Here is a 19,123-nt window from a genome sequence, read left to right as displayed (position 1 = left end):
AATGATAAAAGACTAATGTTTATAATTGATAGTTTGAGGTATTAGCGGTATAAACTTTAAAAATTATATAAAAAACATGATAAAAACAGACTCTATTTTAAAAAAAAGTTTAGTAAATATAATAAACGCCAAAATAAAATCTTATTTATTGAAAAAAAGGTAATAAGTATAAAAAAAGTCTAAACGAGAAGAAAATTAATTTCAATAAGAAAAAGTCAATAAATCATTAAATAATAAAAAAAGTATTTAAAAAAGAGAATTACTCATCTTTTTTAAAGAATTTGTCTTCGATTTTTTCAACAATATCCCTAAACTCTTTGGATACTGGATTTTTAGGATCTTCAACTGTGGTTATGGTATCCTCATCTACAGCATTTGAAACCTCTTCAGTTAGAGGAATGTCTCCTAAATAGTCGATATCCATAAGTTTTGCAAAGTTTTCACCCTGGTTTTTACCAAAGATATTGATTTTCTCACCACAATGTGGACATTCAAAGTAAGCCATGTTCTCTACAAGACCAATCTGTTTAATGTTCATTTTTTTAGCCATTGTAACACATTTTAATACATCCTCTTGTGATAAGGAGTTAGGTGTTGTTACCATTACAACTGCGTCTGCCTCAGGAATAGTTTGAAGTACAGTTAATGGTTCATCTCCAGTACCTGGCGGGTTATCAATAATCAATACATCAAGATTTCCCCATTTTACATCAGAGATGAATTGTCTGATTACTCCTGTTTTCTGAGGTCCTCTCCATATAATTGGTGTGTCCTGTGAATCGAGTAAAAATCCCATAGACATAATGGCAACATTGTCATCTGACATTACAGGGAGTATTTTATTATCTTCAATTCCTAATACCTGACCTTCCTTACCAAACAATTTTGGTATATTAGGTCCATGAATATCTACATCAAGAATACCTGTTTTGTATCCTTTTTTAGCAAAGGTTTCTGCTATGTTAGCAGCTACAGTAGATTTACCTACTCCACCCTTACCACTCATAACTACAATCTTATGTTTAATATGAGACATATTGTTAGCAATGTTAATTTCTTGTTGAATTCTTGCTTTCTGCTCTTCTTTGCTCATATTAGGGTTACCATGATGGTTTCCTTCAGGCATAGTATCCTCCTTTTATTCTTATTAATTAATAACTGTATATGATTTTATAATAAAAAAGTATTTCATAATTAAATCTAAATTTTAATAAAAATATTTCTTTTATATATTAAAAATAATTAGTTTAATTTTATTAACTTTTTGTTATTTTATTATTATGGATTATCTTATATAAATATTTTAATATTAGATTTCCATATGGATACTTTTAATCTATTTAATTATGGTATCAATATTATCAAATACAAAACCCATAAATCCAATAATGATCGGGTATACTAAATAGATTAATCCAACATTTAACATGTATTCGATAAAATTCATTGGCAAACCTACTGCATTATAGTAGAATTGATCAAGAACCACATTTATTATAAATATTAGAATACCAAATACCAAAGCTTCTTTTAAAAAATCCTCTTTAAATGATTTTAAATAGTTAATACCTAATATTAATGATAAGACCGTGATTATAATATCTAAAATTATGTTAAAAATATAGGGATTTGAATTATGGGACATTAAAATCAGGGTAATCGTAACAATCCACGTCAAAAACCCATATATTACTCCTGTTTTCTTCATATGAATCATCTATAAAAAATTAAAAATTTCCTTAATAGTTATAATATCAAATTTGACAATTAATAGTTTTACTATAATTAACTGATATTCATTATATTGTTTTTAAGAAAATAAAGAATTAGTTTACTAATGTGTATGCAATTTAAAAAATAATAAGATTTAATATAACTAACTGATTTTAATTAAATAATCGTTAAAAATAATAATGTTTAGTGTAATTAATTAGTTTTAATAATATGCAATTTTAAATTAACAAAATCATTTTAATTAATTAAATTTAATAATTAGTATCTAAAAAAAGGGAATGTTTACTGAGATTTACTCAGTAATCATCAACTTTCGGTTTTGCTTTAGTAAACAATATTGGAACTACTATCATTACAAGGAGTAACAAGCCTTGTATGATTATTTGATTGGAATCTCCACTTGTGAAGTTCTGAATATTACCTGTAATCCACATAATACCTATTACAATTGGTATAAAGTATCTGATAATAAATTTCCATGTTTTACCAATCTTATGTTTGGAGTATTTATTAATACTATCAACTATATCATCTATTTTATAAATCCAACCGAATATAACACATTCGATAATCATGGTTAGAAGTAAACCAAACTGATTTAGGAATTGATCAAAGTAGGTTAATATATTGTTACCATAGGAGGTTGAATATATTATCGCTATTAAAAACCCAACAATACATATGTATGTAGATGCTCTTTTACGACTAATTCCAAATTTATCGATGAGTGCTGAGGATATAGGTTCAACAAGAGATAATGCAGAGGTTAGTCCTGCAAAGAATAAACATATGAAAAATAAAGGTCCAATTATATATCCAACAAAGCCCATTTTATCAAATACACTAGGAAGAGCAATAAATGCAAGACCAGTACCTGCAGAAACTACTTTGTCTAATGGCAATCCACTGGATAAACTCATGAAACCTAAAATACTGAACATACCTACAGCGGTAAATACCTCAAAACCACTATTTGTTAAACCAACAGTTAAACCGTTTTTAACAAGATCCACTCCTTCTGGCAAATAGCTTGCATAGGTAAGCATAATGCATAGACCTAAACTTAGTGAGAATACAATCTGTCCGAATGCTGCAAGCCATATGCTTATATTTGTGATTTGACTCCAATCAGGAGTAAATAAAGCTTTTACACCAATATATGCTCCAGGTAATGTTAATGAATATATTACAATTCCTGCCATAAGTACAAACAGAACCGGAATTAAAACTGCACAGACATTACCAAGCCCATCATTTAAGTCTTTATGGGAGATAAACCATACAATGAACCATACTATAAATATGGCGAATAATACAGGCAATACTATATGGAGTGCACTCATTGGATTATTAGATGCTTGAAGAACGGAATTCATAAAGAATCCATTTGTATCCTGTCCCCATCCTTTATTAAAACTTAAAAATAAATATATGATATTCCATCCAAGAATACATGTATAATATGTTAGAATTAGATATGGTACCATTAAAATGAACCATCCAATATATTCGAATTTTCTATTTATCTTACGTAATATTTTACTTAAACTAGCTTTAAATCTGTATCCTGCACCATATTCTATGTAAATAAATGGCAAGCCCACACATGCTATAGCTATAATGTAAGGAACCAAAAATGCTCCACCACCATTTGTATAGGATATGTATGGAAAACGCCAAATATTACCTAGACCTACAGCAGAACCTATCATAGCTAGTAAAAAAGTCATATTGTTTTTCCATTGATTTTTTTCAGTCATTATAAAACCCATTTTAAAAAAAATTTATAAAAAAATTATCATATTTTTAAAAATAAGAATTTAAAAATATAAAAACTAAAACAGTAATATTATGTTAAAACTTGTATAAATTTATTTCTTTTTAATTAGAAAAAATATTAAAAGTAATTTAAAAAAATATATAAATTAAAGTTTTTTAGAAATTTATTAAATGTTTTTCAAAAAAAGTCCAAAAATATTCCATAATTTTTACAATAAATAGAATAACTTAAAAAATGAATAAAATATCATATATCTTATTGAAATATTTATTAATTAAAATAAAATTCTATTTTTAATAAAGATTAAAATGAAAATTATTTTAATTGAACATCAAAATTAGCCATATAACCTAAAGTTGTGGTGATTATTGGATAGAAAAGATACATGTAAGCTATTCTATAAATATAATCAATATTACTTGAATTACCTGGTGAAATATTAAATAAAGCAAGTATGCCATCCAATATTATTGAAATTACAATAAAGTATACACCTAAAACCAAACCTTCGGCTATTTCATTATCAGGCAATGGTCTAATATATATAATACCAAATATTAAAGCCCAGAATATGATCCATAATGGCATATATGTATTGAATAATGGTAAATCTGCACTAATAACCCTATTGGTTAATGAAGAACAAATAAATACCAATAAATAAGATAGTATTCCATAGATTGTAGCTATTCTCCACTTCATTATATAACCTGAAATATTTATTCAATTAATAATTTAATTTTTATAATGATAAATTTAATCGTTAATATTTAATTAACTTTAATATTAGTAGACTTCAATAAAAATAAAATTAATCATTTTTTAATAGTAATTATTATTGGCTAAATGGCTAATTAAGCTGGTAAATGAAATTAGTTATCAATATCTAATTTCTTTTGTGCTTTTTTATTTAAGGATATGACAGGACTTTCACTAATTACTTTTTTCTGTTGTACCTCAACATTTTCCAAGGATAAGAGTATTTCTTTAGATTCAATTCCTCCCTGATATCCATTGAACCCACCAATGGTTCTATCTTTTTTAATAGTCCTATGACATGGTATTACAATTGGAAAAGGATTCTTCCTTAATGCATTACCTACAGCCCTATATGCCTTGGGATGACCGATTTCTTTAGCTAATTCACCATAGGTATTTACAGATCCTCTTTTGGTATTATATTCTGCATTTAAAACTTCCCTTTCAAATGGACTACATCCGGAAAAATCAAAATTATCCAATGAGAACTTAAAGTCTTTCCCATTTAAATAATCTTGAATATCTAAAACAAGCTTCTTAATTCTTTTATTCAAATGACTGAAACTTACGGAATCTAAGTTATCATAACTTTTATATGCAATTTCTTTAGATTTTAAATCGGGAGTAGACAATATAATGTTTTTAATTAAAACATTATCAGAATCTTGAAAAACAATAGTAATAGGGCCGATTATTGTTTTTTCAATTGTAAACTCCTTAAGTTCCATTTCCATATTATCAATCCTGAAAAATTAATATTATTATATATAATAATATATATTATTATAATAATATTGTTTTTGGTAGAATCTTATTTAAACTAAATATATAATTTTCTGGTATATAGTATGTCAAGATATAATCAACATGAAGAATATTTAAGGAAAGTATTAATGGGCTCATTATCAAGCGAAAATCCCTCAAAGGAAACATATCTAAAACATTACAAAAATTCAAACTCTTATTTTAATCAATATAAAATAGAATTATTGGAAAGGTATAAAGATAAAAGTTTCACGGATTTTAAGGGAGTTCATATTATTGACAATGACTATGGACAAGCATTAGAAATAGTAAATAGCAAAAAAATCAACTTTAACCTTAAAGATAATGGAGTCGAAAGGGATTTGATCAACGATTTAAAGCTTGTATCGGGTATTGGTAATAAAAAGGAAATGGCCTTAAAAGATAAGGGTTATGATAATCTTTATAAATTACAAAATCATCCAAAATACTCTAAAAAAGCAGGATCTTTAATTGATACAATTAACAATCAAGACTTCCAGGATTATTTCAGATTGATGAAAAAATCAAAAGAACATAATACAATGATGTGTGCAGGTAAGGTGGATGTTGAAAACCTCAGATTTATGGATATTGAAACATTGGGACTTAAAAATGTGCCGATAATCCTTATTGGAATCGCATATATTGAAAACAATAAACTTATATCCAAACAATATTTACAGAGAAACGGTCAGGAGGAATCCAGTATTATCGAGGCTTACATATCAAACCTTGATGATGATTCAGTACATGTTACCTATAATGGAGCTAGATTTGATATACCCTTTATTAAAAATAGGGCGGACTACTTCGGAATAAAATATGACAAACATTTGCATTACGATTTATTGTATTTTGCAAGAAAACTTTATAGGGAAAGATTAGAAAATTGCAGATTACAGACTGTGGAGTCTTATATATGTGGTTTTGAAAGATTTAATGATGTTCCAGGACAATTCATTCCCAAATACTATAAAACATATGTAGACAGTCAAAACATTGGACCACTTGTACCTATCATAAGACATAATCGTCTTGATATTATATCCCTTGTGGACATATTTATGAGGATCTATGATGACATTAACTTTTAAATTAAATTCTAAACTATAAATGTTAATGATAAATATTATTTTCCTATTCTAATATAATTCAATTGAAACATAAACTTAGAATTTATATAAGAATCCGAGACTGAAAGGCATTTATCTAGATTATAATTAAATTAAAAGTTTAAACCTAATGGGATATATGCCATAATCAATAGAATTTTATAGGTTATTCAATTTTACATATGATTTCATATAGTTTTCAATATTTTATTTAATTCAAACTAATTTTTTGGAAAATTGTATAATTTTTAATAAAGTTTAAATCTATAAAAATATATACATTATAGTAATATTGTTAATAAATTCATAATTTAAGAAATTTATTCTAATTCTTGAGGTGATTTAATGGATGAATTAAGAACTGCAATGGTGGGAACTCCATGTCAAATTACAGCTGCAACTAAAATTAACAAATATAGTGATATAACTGGTGGATCTCCTATTGATTTTAAAATAGGTCTATTTTGTATGGAAAATTATTCTTATACATACTTAGAAAAATTTTTAAACAGTAACAACATTGAAATGCATGAAATTAAAGAATTCCGTATTGAAAAAGGACAATTTATAGTATATTTAAATGATGGAAACAAGTTTTCAATACCTGTTCGTGAAACAAAAATATTTACACGTAAAAACTGTGAGGTATGTACTGATTATACCGCTGATTTATCTGATATTTCCGTAGGATCTGTAGGTAGTTCTAAAGGATATTCAACCGTAATTGTCAGGACTGAGAAAGGTGAAGAGATAATTAATGACATGATTAATAAGGAATTATTGGAAGTTGGAGAATTAACAGACAGTGGTTTAAAACTTCTTGAAAGAATTGCTAACAGAAAAATCCATGAAAATCAGGAAAACATTAAAGAAAGGGAATCTGTTGCAAGACAAGTTTTATCACAAAGACATTTATCTGAAAAATCAGCTGTCACTCAATCCAAAGATTGTCAATTTAATAATTTGGAAGCAGATGTTATTAATGTAGGTGGATGTGTATTATGTGGTGCATGTGAATATGTATGTCCAATAGATATTATTCAGATTAATGATAGGAAACCACAGTTATTTGGAAAATGTAATGAAGATTGTCATGCATGTTACTTTGCATGTCCTAGAACATATATAAGTACTGATATTTTACCTGAGGATATTGATGATAAACCTTTAGGAGAGTATAAAAAGATTTTATCTCTTAAATCAAATAGCATTAATGGTCAAGACGGTGGTGTAGTAAGTGGAATATTAACCTATCTATTGAATGAAAATAAGGTTGATGAGGTATTCCTTGTAGGTCAGGATGAGGATATTCCATGGAAACCTAAGTCATTTGTATCTGGTAAAGTCTCAGATGTTATTGCAGCAGCTGGAACCAAATACAGTACTGTACCAATCGGTTTTAAAGCATTAACAGATAGGGAAGATTAAACATCTTCTTTTTACTCTTTTTAAAATCAGATAAAAAAAGACCAACTATTTTTTAAAGTTACATTTAATTCCTGATTTAAAAATTCTATTTTTCTTTCAATCTAACTAAATTATAAAGATTATCCATTTAAAAACAAATGTAAAATACTAATTTTATATTTTTAAACATTATCTACATTATAGATTGATTTAAACCCGGCTAATTGCATAAAACATTCTTAAAAATCATATTTTATAATGGAGAATCCTTTAAAAAAGTTTATTCTGATACTATTTTTTAATGAATATCATGAAAAATTTAAAGAAAAATCATATTTTTTTAATTAGTAACCAAAAGTTATTATAATATAAAATACTATTTATATACATAAATAAATTATACTAAGTAAAGTTCTTGAAAATAATTTTAATATGTGAATTTTTTAAATTAAATATTGTTTTAAAGATTTTATTTAGAAATAATATTGTCTAAAATAATTTTATCATTATAACGAGGTGTAAATATGAGTGATAAAAAAGAATCCAAAGCAGATAAATACTTTAATATGGATTTAATGAAAGAGCTATGTGAAACCAACGGTATTTCTGGTTTTGAAGATGATATTGCAGATATTTTTGAAAGAGAATTAACTGGTGTAGCAGACACAATTGAAAGGGATAATATGGGAAATATTATCTGTACCAAAAAAGGTAAAAAAGGTAAACCAACTGTTATGTTAGCTTCACATATGGATGAAATTGGATTAATGGTTCGTTTCATTGATGATGATGGATTTTTAAGATTCACAAAAATTGGTGGAATTAATGATCAAATGTTACAAAACCAAACAGTTACAATTCATACAGACCATGGTGATGTAACTGGTGTAATTGGTTCTAAACCACCTCACATTACAACTGCTGAAGAAAGGAAAAAAGTAGTTCCATTTGATAAAATGTTTATTGATATTGGAGCTAAAGATAAGGAAGAGGCAGAATCAATGGTTTCCGTAGGAGATCCTATTTACATTAATACAATATTTGCAGAATATCCTCACAACTGCTTTATGGGAAAAGCTATTGATAACCGTGCAGGATGCTATGTAGTAATGGAAGTACTTAAAAGAGTAAACACCGATGCTACAGTTTATGGTGTTGGAACTGTTCAAGAAGAAGTGGGTCTTAAAGGTGCTAGAACTTCTGCATTTAAATTAAACCCTGATTGGGCATTTGCTTTAGATACCACATTATCTGGAGACCACCCAGGAATTAAACCTGATGAGGCTCCTGGAAAAATGGGTGACGGACCTGTTATAGTACTTATCGATGCGGCAGGTAGAGGAATCATCACCCCTAAAAAAGTAAGGGATTTACTTATTAAAACTGGTGATGAAAACGATATACCTTACCAATTAGAAGTTGGTGACGGTGGAACTACCGATGGTAGTGTAATCAGTCTTACAAGGGAAGGTATTCCAACAGGAGTATTCTCTGTACCAACAAGATATATCCACACTCCATGCAGTGTTGCTAGTGCAGAGGATATTGAAAACACTATTGAATTAATTGTTAAAGCTATTGAGTCATTAGCTTAAAATTAATTTCTCTTTTTTCTTTTTTTTATTCAATTCTTAAAGAATTTATGACATATTTTTTAAAAAAAACAATAATCTGTTTTTATTAATATATACCTAAACTATTTTTTGAACCAATCTCTTAAGATGATTTTATATCTAATTTTATATACCTTTGATTTTTAATAAACCTGTAAAAAATCAGAATATGATAATTATAATTTTAAAATAAATACAACCAATATTTTAGACTAAAATAGTGGATACTTAAATCAATTAAAAATTGTTTAAAAATTCATCATATAATTTAAAAACAATCAAAAAAACTAGTTTAAGAATAATTGATAAACAACAAATGTCTTAATCAAATTTAATTTAAATATTAAATGATTTTAATTCATTTAGTAAAGTTTATTAAATATATTAAATATAATAAATTACATTATTATATTCTATTTTTCATAATTTAAAGAAAACTAATAACCTAATCTAAAATTATGAATAATGTCTAAAAATTATCAATATTTATTATAATTCATTAATAGAAAATGGGGTAAAAATGAGCAAATCATCATCTTCAAAAAAAATTGAAAAGGAGTTTAAGGATTTACGTAAAAACCTTCTGGATTTAACACTTAGAAATCAACTTTTAAACTTTAAGGATCGTAATCAAACTCTAAACATATCTGATCAATCTCCTTCTAATGTTTATAATTTCCTTGTTTTACAGAACAAATCCATGAGGTTTGTATCAACAGGAAAGGCTGAAGATGAAAAGGAATCCCATAGCATTTTTAATATACGTAAACCAAAGTTTACCCATGATGACAATAAATTAGATGTGGATTTAACACCTAATCAGCTTCAAAAGAGACTTTTCTACATTAACAACCAATCTAAAACAATGTTGGAGGAGCAGGGTTATAATATTCTTTATATGGCAATCGGTTTTCTAAAATGGATTGACAGGTCCAAGCCTAAAAAGATTAATCTTGCACCACTTATTCTCATACCTGTTACAATGGAAAGAAAACAAATAGGCAATAACTTTTATCTACATTGGAGTGGTGAGGATATTCAAACAAACATTTCACTCAAAACTAAATTAAGTGAGGATGGAATTGAGATACCTGACTTTGAAGGTGGAAACTATGTTGAGGCTCCAGAAAGGTATATGAAAAAGGTATCTGAAGCTGTAAGCCATATGAAAAAATGGGAAGTTACAGACAAGGTGGCATTAGGATTCTTTTCATTTACCAAGTTTATAATGTATAATGATTTAAATCCTGAAAGCTGGAAAGATGGGGTGGATTTAACTAATCATCCCCTTATACAGGCAATATTTGATCCATCTGTAAACGACCAAGAAGGATTTAATGAGGCAGACATTGACAAGAAAGTAAACTATAGGGATATGTATCAGGTTCTAGATGCAGATTCCTCACAGATTGCTGTAATTGAGGATGTTAAAGCCGGACGTAATTTGGTTGTTGAAGGTCCACCGGGTACTGGTAAATCTCAGACAATTGTCAATCTAATCGCCGAATTAATAGCTGACGGTAAAACAGTTCTTTTTGTAGCAGAAAAAATGGCTGCATTGGAAGTAGTAAAGAATAGATTAAGTTCAGTAGGTTTGGGAAAATATGTCCTGGAATTACATTCCCATAAAACAAGACGTAAAAAATTCCTAAAAGAACTTCAAAAATCAGCTAATGTACGTTCCACCAGGGATTTGAATATTGATAGAACCATTAGAAAACTTGAAACATTAAAGGTTCAATTAGACGATTATGCAGAGATAATTCATAAACCTTTATATGCTGTTCAATTATCTCCATATGATTTATATGGTAAGAAGGAATATGCCGAGGAGTATTTCTCAAAACAGGGAAAAATATTACCTCTTGTAAGATTTGACCATCCTGAAGATCTAACAATGAAGGATCTTGATGACATTGTTATTTCACTTGAAAATCTTGCAGAGTTACATGGAACCATTAATCAGGAGAATCCATGGAGTTATTGTTCACCAGATAGTTTGCTTCCAAGTGATTTAAGAGAAATTGAACTATTAATCACCGATTCCTCAGCGGCTTTAGATGATTTTAAAATAGAGGCAGAAATAGCTGAGGAAACATATGGAATTAAGGAACCTGTTAATCTTGAAAGCTATAATAAAACAATAGAATCTCTAAACTTCTTGGATGGAGAATATCCTATTGTAGACAAAAACTTACTTCAATCATCAGTATGGAACAGCCCAAAAGAAGGATTGAAATTAATCGAGGATTTGGAAAGATATCAAAAATCAGCAAAAGTTTTAGATAAATTCCACAAAGAAATATTAAATGAGGATATCGATGGTTTAATAAGGGAATTCGAGGAAGCTTCACATAAAAAATTCTCATTCTTTTCAAAATCACCTAAAAAGGATGTTGAAGAGTACTATATCGGTAAAGTTCCAAGGGACTCAACTGTTATAAGTGATTTAAAAGAAATTAATGAATTCAAATCTCAGAAAGCAAGAATCCTTTCAGAAGAGGATTTAGGTCGTGAATACTTCTCAGGTGAATGGAACTTAAATCAAAATCCTGATGAACTTAAAAAGATTTATAGTTGGATGTTTGAATTTAAGCAGTTATGTAATGAAGGCATATTCACCGAAAAGATTTATGATTATATTACAAATGACTTTAAAACAGCAGCTATTAAAGAGTCTTTAAGTGACTTTATAGATAAGGGTGAAAACTTTAAAAAGCAACTCAACAAACTCCAATCAAAACTTAAACCAAACACCAGATTAATATTCCATAAAGATGCGGATAAGGTATCATTTGATGATTGGGTGAAACAGTTTAATAAATGGAAGGGACATTTGTCCTCACTTCATTTATGGAGCCAATATCTAAAATCCAAACAGGATTGTATGGATAGTGAAGCAAAACTATTCATAGACACCATAGAAAAAAGAAACATTCATAGGGATGATGTTAAAGCTTTGGTTTCTGGTAATTTTGCTGACAGTTTACTTAATATTGTATTTGAGGAAAATGAGGAATTAAACTCATTTGTAGGTGAATTACATGAAAACAGGATAAAAGACTTCAGGGATTTGGATAAAAAAATCTTAGAGTTAAATAGAAAACGTGTTTTCAATAAACTTAACAAGAACGTTCCTAAAATTTATGGAGGAGCAAGTAATGAAGAAGCAAGAATACTTGCAGGAGAATTTACAAGAAAAAGCGGACATTTAACTGTAAGATCATTACTTGAAAAGGCAGGAGGAATAATAAAACAGATAAAACCTGTATTTATGATGAGTCCTTTATCCATTGCCCAGTATTTGGATCCTACAAATCCTAAACTACAGTTTGATGTTGTAATATTCGATGAGGCAAGTCAAGTCAAACCCGAAGATGCTTTAGGTGCATTTATGCGTGCTAAAACAGCAGTTGTTATGGGTGATACACAACAATTACCTCCTACTTCCTTCTTTGACCAGATTATAGGTGGGGAATCCCATGATGAAGTTGCAGGTGCTTTGGATATGGAAAGTATTCTTCATTTATGTAAACTTTCATTTCCTGTAAAAATGTTAAAATGGCATTATAGAAGTCGTCATGAATCATTGATTAATGTATCCAATAAGGAATTCTATGATAACAATCTACTTGTTTATCCATCACCTTCACATGATGATCCAGAATTAGGACTCAAATTTAAATACTGCCCAAATACTGTTTATGAACGTGGTGAGGGATCATATAATCATGGTGAGGCTAAAGAAGTTGTAAAAGCAATCTTTGAACATTTCGAAAAATATGGTGACAGTAAAAGCTTAGGTGTCGGGACATTTTCAGTTGCACAAAGAAATGCCATCCTAGAGGAACTGGAAGTAGAAAGAAATAAACATCCTGAACTGGAGCCATTATTCTCTGAAAACCGTGAGGACAGGTTCTTTGTTAAGAACCTTGAAACCATACAAGGTGATGAGAGGGATGTTATCTTTATTAGTGTAGGCTATGGTTTTGATCAGGATAGAAAAATGTCTTTAAACTTCGGACCATTAAACCAGGATGGGGGAGAAAGACGTTTAAATGTACTTGTAACACGTGCAAAGGAGAAATGTGTTGTATTCTCTAATTTCCGTTCAAGTGATATGCACTTAACTGCCAATCCACCATTCGGTGTAAGAGCTTTAAGGGAATTCCTAGAATATGCTGAAAATTTAACAATGGGAAATATTCCAAGTAATGATGATACAATCGAACCATTTGAAGAGGCAGTTTATACATTCCTTACAGAAAAAGGTTATAATGTTGATAAACATGTAGGATGCGCAGGTTTTAGAGTAGATTTAGCTATTATTGATGACAACAATCCTGGAAGATATATTTTAGGTATTACCACCGACGGTAAGATGTATGCGTCAAGTAAAGTTGCAAGAGATAGGGATAGACTTAGAGAGCAAGTTCTTGATGGTTTAGGTTGGAAAATATACCATTTATGGTCTACCGATTGGTATAGAAATCGTGAAGTATCTAAAGAAAGACTTATCGAAAGAATTGAACAAGCTAAAATAGAAACAATAAAAGAGGATGAAAAACGTAAGGAAGAGGAAAAAAGATTCCAGGAAAGAATGGAAGCTGAAAAACAAAGAAGATTAGAGGAGCTACAAAAAGCCGAAGAAGAGGAAAAACGTCTTGAAGAAGAGAAAAATCGTAAAACAACCGATGACTTTAAGGAAGTTTCCAGTGAATACGATAATAAGGAAGATTCCATTAAGGCTAATGATAATTCTAAAGAAAACATTGATAAGGAAGAATCAAGATCTCGGGAATTAATCGATCAATTCTCAAAGGATAAAAATAGATTAGATGATGACCATATCCCAGTGAAATCTGGAGGCAATGATAAAAAATCTTCCAGTGACGATTATATATCTGTAAATACAAGTAACGATACATCTAATGATGATCACTTTTCTGTGGAATCTAGAGGTAATGATAAAAAATCTTCTAACGATGATTATATCTCCGTAGATACAAATAATGGCTCCTCTAATAGTGATTATATATCTGTGGGGGATTATAGTCCTAGAGACAATGATGATTATATATCTGAAAGTGAGTTTGATGCTGATAGTGGTCTTGAGGATGTAATCTCTATTGATGATGAAATTATTAATCAAATTAAAAGCGAGGCCGATGAGGAATTACTTAAAAGATCTGGAGCTGATAGTTTTACAAGCTCCTCATTAAATAAAGTCAATAATATTGTGGAAAAAGTTTCAAAATCATCTGAAGATAAAGTTAATCAATTTATAGATAAAAGAAAAAACAACAATAAAGATAATATAATCACTTCATTTATCGGTTCTAGATTATCCTCAGATAATGACGATGTGGATAATGATTATATTGTAGAAGATAATCCATCTAATGGTAATGAAGATAATAGTCATATAACTATTGAAGATAAGACTTCAAATGAATATAATAATGATTATTTAAATCTAAAAGATGATAGTGGCGATAATGATTATATAAGTATTGAGGACAGCTCTTCAGATGAAAATGATGAAGTTGACTATAATGATAATGATGAGGTTGTAATAACCTCTGATGATGAATATGAATATTTGGAAGTTCCGGCTGATAGGGAACTTAAGGACGATGAGGAATTCATTGAATTTATTCCAAACGATAAAGACATTGAAAACAAAGATGTTAAAGATAAGTTTGATGAATATATAGGATTTGACTTCGATAATGGTTTGGAAAAAACCAGGGATAATAAAGATTCTAATCAAAAAGGCTTAGATAATAATGAAACCAAAAATGGAAAGGATGTAGACGATAAGGGAAAAATTCCTAAAGCTCACTTTAGGAAAAAATTCCATGAAGAGTCCAGTAACTCAGATGATGACGATGAGCTTGATCAGGTTATCTCAGATATCATTAAAAGTGAAAACTATGACTCCAATGAGGCAAGTCCTTTAAATACCTATGGTGAAATCTCAGAAACAAAACCTGCAGTAAGTGATAATTCAGATTTAAATATCTTAAATGATGATAAACTTAACTCCAATAAAGAAGAGTCAACTGTCAATTCAAAGAATACCGATAAAAACCCTAAGAATCAAAAAGAATATCCCGTTGAAGTAGACGAAAGTTCAAATACCTATGACGACTTCTATTCCATATCCGATATCAACAATCCCTTAAAGAAAAACAATATTTACTATCAACCTAAAAACACTAAAAGTGAGTCAATACTTGATAAGGCTTCCAAATTCATTAAAGAAATAGAATACATCAATAATTCTTTAAATGAAATAGAAAATCCGACACCCCCAGAAAAGGTACATGTAATTGATAGATTATCTGATACACAATATGACGATGTGGAATCTGAAGACAATCAAGAAAACATATATGATGATTATATCGGTGATTCAAATAATAGATTAAATGAGGAATATATTACAGACACCACAGTTATTGATTCAGATGACTTGGATAATTATGTTAGGGAATTTAACAAAAACTCAAACTATAGAAGCTCCAATGATTTAACTGAAAATACCAATTACACAAATTCCAACACTAAAAATACACATGACAATAAGGAGTCAATCAATTTAGATGATGATACCCTTGAAGAGTTTATAGAAACAGTAGATAAGGATTATCAGAAAGAAGAAAAGGAAAGGAAAAAATCCGAAAACAGTCTTAAATCTTTTGATAACAGAACATTACCGTCAAAAGGAAAAACAATGAAAAGTTACATTAAACCTTACAATACTGTCTCAGATTTAGGATTAAAATCTCCAGATGATGTTTATGATAAATCCATATCCTACCTTGCAGAAACCATATCCAATATTGCAGATATTGAAGGTCCTGTTCATAAGGATATAGTTATTAAAAGAATTAAAGATCAATCTGGTATAAAGAGAGCAGGTTCCAAACTTAAATCCGTGGTTAATGACAGTATAAAATATGGTGAGGAAAAAAGCCTATTTACTGTTATTGATGATTTTATCTACTCCAGTAATAACACTGAAATCACAGTAAGAAAAAGAGAAAAACCAAACATTGACTATATATCAAATGACGAGATCGGATCCAATATTAAGTTGGTTCTAATATTTAAAGAACATTTGAAAACCGAGAAATTGACAAAAGCCGTTGCCCGTAATTTTGGATTTAAATCAACATCTAAAAAAACAGCAAAAAGAATTGATAGTGTTATTGATTTAATGCTTGCAAAAGGAATAATTGAAAATGTGGAAGGAGAAATACAATTAAAATAGCCATTCTCCTTAAACTACTTTTTTATAATCCTAGTATACTAGATCATTTTTTAATGGTTTTTTTACTTTTTTAATAAAAATAATATATAATATTCCTTTTTTTAATAATATTTTAGTATCTCTAATAGCCATATAGTTTAACAAACAATCTATTTTTTAAAATAATTTAAGATTAAGATTTTCAAGTAAATGATTTATTCTTCCAATATAATTTAGTAAACATGATAAATGTTTAAGAGGCATCTATTTTTTTATTACTTGATAGGCATGATATATATGGAGCTTAAGATATATTCCATTCTTTTATATTATTTAATTGGAGTATTATGGATTGAAAAACATGATATTTTTATTATAATCCCATAGGATTAAATTCAATAGATATCTAAAAAAACTAATCTATTTTAGACATGTTTCATGTAGAAATAGAATATTAAAAGGAGTTACAATAATAAGATAAAAGTAGAAAAAATTAATATAAAATAACGCCTAAAAATTGTTTAAAATTTAATTGAAAAATAGTTATAAATGTATAGAAAAATTATAGGAAAAATAAAAGGTTTAATATACTTTTGAAAAAAAACATACGTTTAAGGGGGTGAATATGTATGAATTCCTATAATTTTCCTAGCATGATTTAAGTCTTAAACTTAAATCAATATAATATAACTAAAACCTAGTATTTAAATGTTTTGCAAAAAAGTTTCAAAATATCAAATTAAAATAAAAATTTTTTATAAATATTTATAAAATAATTATTTTTATCTAATATTTTTTACATTTTATATATACTTTGTATAATACTATTTTTAAAGGATATAAAAAGGGGTATATGACTATAAAAACATAGATTAAAGAAAATGGATTAATTAAAAAAAAGTTAAATTAAAAAATTTCAAACAAAAAGATAAAACCAGACAAGAAAATAGAGATTAAACCTTACCGTCATAGATGATTTTTTCTATTTTCCTGTTATCTTTAGAAAATCTTCCAGATTCCATTAGGATATACAGTTCATCACCATATTTTAAAACGGTATCCTCATCAGGAATAATATAATTATCATCCCTTATAATTGAAATAACAAGAATCGTATCAGGAAGTGGAATATCATTTAATTTCCTATTTTCACATGAACTACTTAATGGAACAGTATAATTTGCAAGTATCGGCTTTGTTGAATCCTCATATTTGTGCTGATTACGTTTTTCAAGAATATTATTTAATAAGGATGTGTAAATTGGATCATTGTTTAATATTGTAGGTATCATATAGGCAATAATGCTTACAATAGCTAACGCCACCAATGTATGGGCTGAGCCTGTAATCTCTGTAACAAGTATTATACCAGTAATTGGTGAGCGTATTGTAGATGCAAACATTCCAGCCATAGAAATTATAATAAATTTGTATGCAATTGTAGGGTTAAGTCCAAATAATGGAATAGCTATAGCACTGAATAATGCACCAACATATGCGCCGATAGCAAGTATTGGGAAAAATATACCTCCCGGTGAACCTGATGATGAGGATAAGATTGTAAGTAAAAATTTACCTATTAATAATAGCAATATTATGGTAATTCCAGGAATTAAATAATTAAGTGAATTTACCATTGAATATCCCCCCTCCAATATCTGGGGAATGAAAAAACCACATATTCCACAGATAATAAAGGTTGGAACTATCCTGAGTTCTATTGGAACATTATACTTCTCCCATAAATTACTGGCACCAATTAAACCCCTATTAAAAAGGTAACCTGCAAAACCTAACAAGATTCCCAGGATTATAAGTAACCAATAATAGTCAAGGGGGATGTTTGGAGAGGCTATTTTAAAAACAGTTGATTGTCCGAAAAATATCTTTGCAATAAAATCAGCTGTAACTGCAGCAATTAAACCGACAAAGACAACCTTTTTATTAAACGTATGATCAATTTCTTCCAATGTAAAAAGTAAACCTGCAATTGGAGCATTAAAAGTCGCAGCCAAACCTGCACCGGAACCTGCAAGTATAAATAATGTTTCATCTGTGTTTGGTGCTTTTAAAACTTTTGACAAACCTTTGGAAGCCATTGCACCTAGTTGTACTGAAGGTCCTTCCCTTCCAAGTGACAGGCCACCTAAAGAGGATACAAATCCACCAATGGTTTTGGTAAAAAGTAGTTTTAACCAATTAGCATCAATATATCCTTTTACTTCACCGGTTACCTGAGGAACACCACTACCTGCAGTATCCCCTTCAAATTTTATCAGATAACAGATAAAAAGACCCATTAAAATAAGAATTACAAACCACAATACAGTATAAAAAACATTGGTTTTAACAATAGAAATTACATTAAAAACAATGGATTCTCCGGAATTAATCAAAAATCGGTAAAAAGAAACAATAAGACCTGACACAATACCAATAAGTAAACCTTCAATAATTATGTTCAGATGATATTTAGAATCTTTAGTTAAAACCTCTAAAACTTTAGTAATGTCCCTTTCCATAATCTCCCTTTCTATTACTAGTAAGATTTAAAATCTATTTTATTATTGTCTATTATAGATTAAATAATTTTTTAAATGCATTTAGATTATCCCCAAAGATTTAAATTAAAAATAAATATTTTATTATCAATATTTTTTTAAATTCGATAATC

At 28.6% G+C, this 19,123-nt stretch carries 10 protein-coding genes; 4 read left to right on the top strand and 6 right to left on the bottom strand.

Features of this window, described 5'->3' with window-relative positions:
• Positions 1–259 precede the first annotated feature (259 nt).
• The 5 genes from ABM4_RS04150 to ABM4_RS04130 form a co-directional block, all read right to left on the bottom strand.
• Complete coding sequence (locus ABM4_RS04150; protein WP_016358426.1) at positions 260–1,126, bottom strand: Mrp/NBP35 family ATP-binding protein; 867 nt, start codon at positions 1,124–1,126, stop codon at positions 260–262.
• A 210-nt stretch (positions 1,127–1,336) separates the two neighbouring features.
• Positions 1,337–1,708, bottom strand: a complete 372-nt coding sequence (locus ABM4_RS04145) for a hypothetical protein (protein WP_016358425.1) — start codon at positions 1,706–1,708, stop codon at positions 1,337–1,339.
• 322 nt (positions 1,709–2,030) lie between these two features.
• Positions 2,031–3,494: a sodium-dependent transporter gene (locus ABM4_RS04140; protein WP_048200835.1), complete on the bottom strand. Its 1,464-nt coding sequence runs from the start codon at positions 3,492–3,494 to the stop codon at positions 2,031–2,033.
• A gap of 335 nt (positions 3,495–3,829) precedes the next feature.
• On the bottom strand, positions 3,830–4,216 hold the full coding sequence (locus ABM4_RS04135; protein WP_016358423.1) for a hypothetical protein: 387 nt from the start codon (positions 4,214–4,216) through the stop codon (positions 3,830–3,832).
• 170 nt (positions 4,217–4,386) lie between these two features.
• Complete coding sequence (locus ABM4_RS04130; protein ID WP_016358422.1) at positions 4,387–5,007, bottom strand: methylated-DNA--[protein]-cysteine S-methyltransferase; 621 nt, start codon at positions 5,005–5,007, stop codon at positions 4,387–4,389.
• 114 nt (positions 5,008–5,121) lie between these two features.
• Here ABM4_RS04130 and ABM4_RS04125 point away from each other — a divergent pair, with 114 nt between their 5' ends.
• The 4 genes from ABM4_RS04125 to ABM4_RS04110 all read left to right on the top strand — a co-directional run bounded on the left by ABM4_RS04125 (position 5,122) and on the right by ABM4_RS04110 (position 16,470).
• Positions 5,122–6,153 (top strand): ribonuclease H-like domain-containing protein, encoded by a 1,032-nt coding sequence (locus ABM4_RS04125; protein WP_016358421.1) that lies wholly within the window; start codon positions 5,122–5,124, stop codon positions 6,151–6,153.
• 363 nt (positions 6,154–6,516) lie between these two features.
• Positions 6,517–7,599: a Coenzyme F420 hydrogenase/dehydrogenase, beta subunit C-terminal domain gene (locus ABM4_RS04120; RefSeq protein WP_016358420.1), complete on the top strand. Its 1,083-nt coding sequence runs from the start codon at positions 6,517–6,519 to the stop codon at positions 7,597–7,599.
• 503 nt (positions 7,600–8,102) lie between these two features.
• On the top strand, positions 8,103–9,173 hold the full coding sequence (locus ABM4_RS04115) for a M42 family metallopeptidase (RefSeq protein ID WP_016358419.1): 1,071 nt from the start codon (positions 8,103–8,105) through the stop codon (positions 9,171–9,173).
• 538 nt (positions 9,174–9,711) lie between these two features.
• The gene (locus ABM4_RS04110) at positions 9,712–16,470 is read left to right on the top strand and encodes a DUF3320 domain-containing protein (RefSeq protein ID WP_016358418.1); all 6,759 of its coding nucleotides are present in this window, start codon (positions 9,712–9,714) and stop codon (positions 16,468–16,470) included.
• 932 nt (positions 16,471–17,402) lie between these two features.
• On the opposite strand, the gene ABM4_RS04105 is transcribed toward ABM4_RS04110, so the two are convergent.
• Positions 17,403–18,971 carry a ClC family H(+)/Cl(-) exchange transporter gene (locus tag ABM4_RS04105; RefSeq protein WP_016358417.1) on the bottom strand — a complete coding sequence of 523 codons (1,569 nt, stop codon included), beginning with the start codon at positions 18,969–18,971 and terminating at the stop codon, positions 17,403–17,405.
• Positions 18,972–19,123: the final 152 nt, after the last annotated feature.

The organism is Methanobrevibacter sp. AbM4 (assembly GCF_000404165.1).
Lineage (GTDB): Archaea > Methanobacteriota > Methanobacteria > Methanobacteriales > Methanobacteriaceae > Methanarmilla > Methanarmilla boviskoreani.
This window is presented reverse-complemented; position numbering and strand designations above follow the sequence as displayed.

What these genes read in the sequence shown, in the direction of transcription:
- ABM4_RS04120 (WP_016358420.1), top strand. Translation starts at nt 6,517, where the DNA reads ATGGATGAATTAAGAACTGCAATGGTGGGAACTCCATGTCAAATTACA.
- ABM4_RS04145 (WP_016358425.1), bottom strand. Translation starts at nt 1,708, where the DNA reads ATGAAGAAAACAGGAGTAATATATGGGTTTTTGACGTGGATTGTTACG.
- ABM4_RS04110 (WP_016358418.1), top strand. Translation starts at nt 9,712, where the DNA reads ATGAGCAAATCATCATCTTCAAAAAAAATTGAAAAGGAGTTTAAGGAT.
- ABM4_RS04135 (WP_016358423.1), bottom strand. Translation starts at nt 4,216, where the DNA reads ATGAAGTGGAGAATAGCTACAATCTATGGAATACTATCTTATTTATTG.
- ABM4_RS04140 (WP_048200835.1), bottom strand. Translation starts at nt 3,494, where the DNA reads ATGACTGAAAAAAATCAATGGAAAAACAATATGACTTTTTTACTAGCT.
- ABM4_RS04125 (WP_016358421.1), top strand. Translation starts at nt 5,122, where the DNA reads ATGTCAAGATATAATCAACATGAAGAATATTTAAGGAAAGTATTAATG.
- ABM4_RS04115 (WP_016358419.1), top strand. Translation starts at nt 8,103, where the DNA reads ATGAGTGATAAAAAAGAATCCAAAGCAGATAAATACTTTAATATGGAT.
- ABM4_RS04150 (WP_016358426.1), bottom strand. Translation starts at nt 1,126, where the DNA reads ATGCCTGAAGGAAACCATCATGGTAACCCTAATATGAGCAAAGAAGAG.
- ABM4_RS04130 (WP_016358422.1), bottom strand. Translation starts at nt 5,007, where the DNA reads ATGGAAATGGAACTTAAGGAGTTTACAATTGAAAAAACAATAATCGGC.
- ABM4_RS04105 (WP_016358417.1), bottom strand. Translation starts at nt 18,971, where the DNA reads ATGGAAAGGGACATTACTAAAGTTTTAGAGGTTTTAACTAAAGATTCT.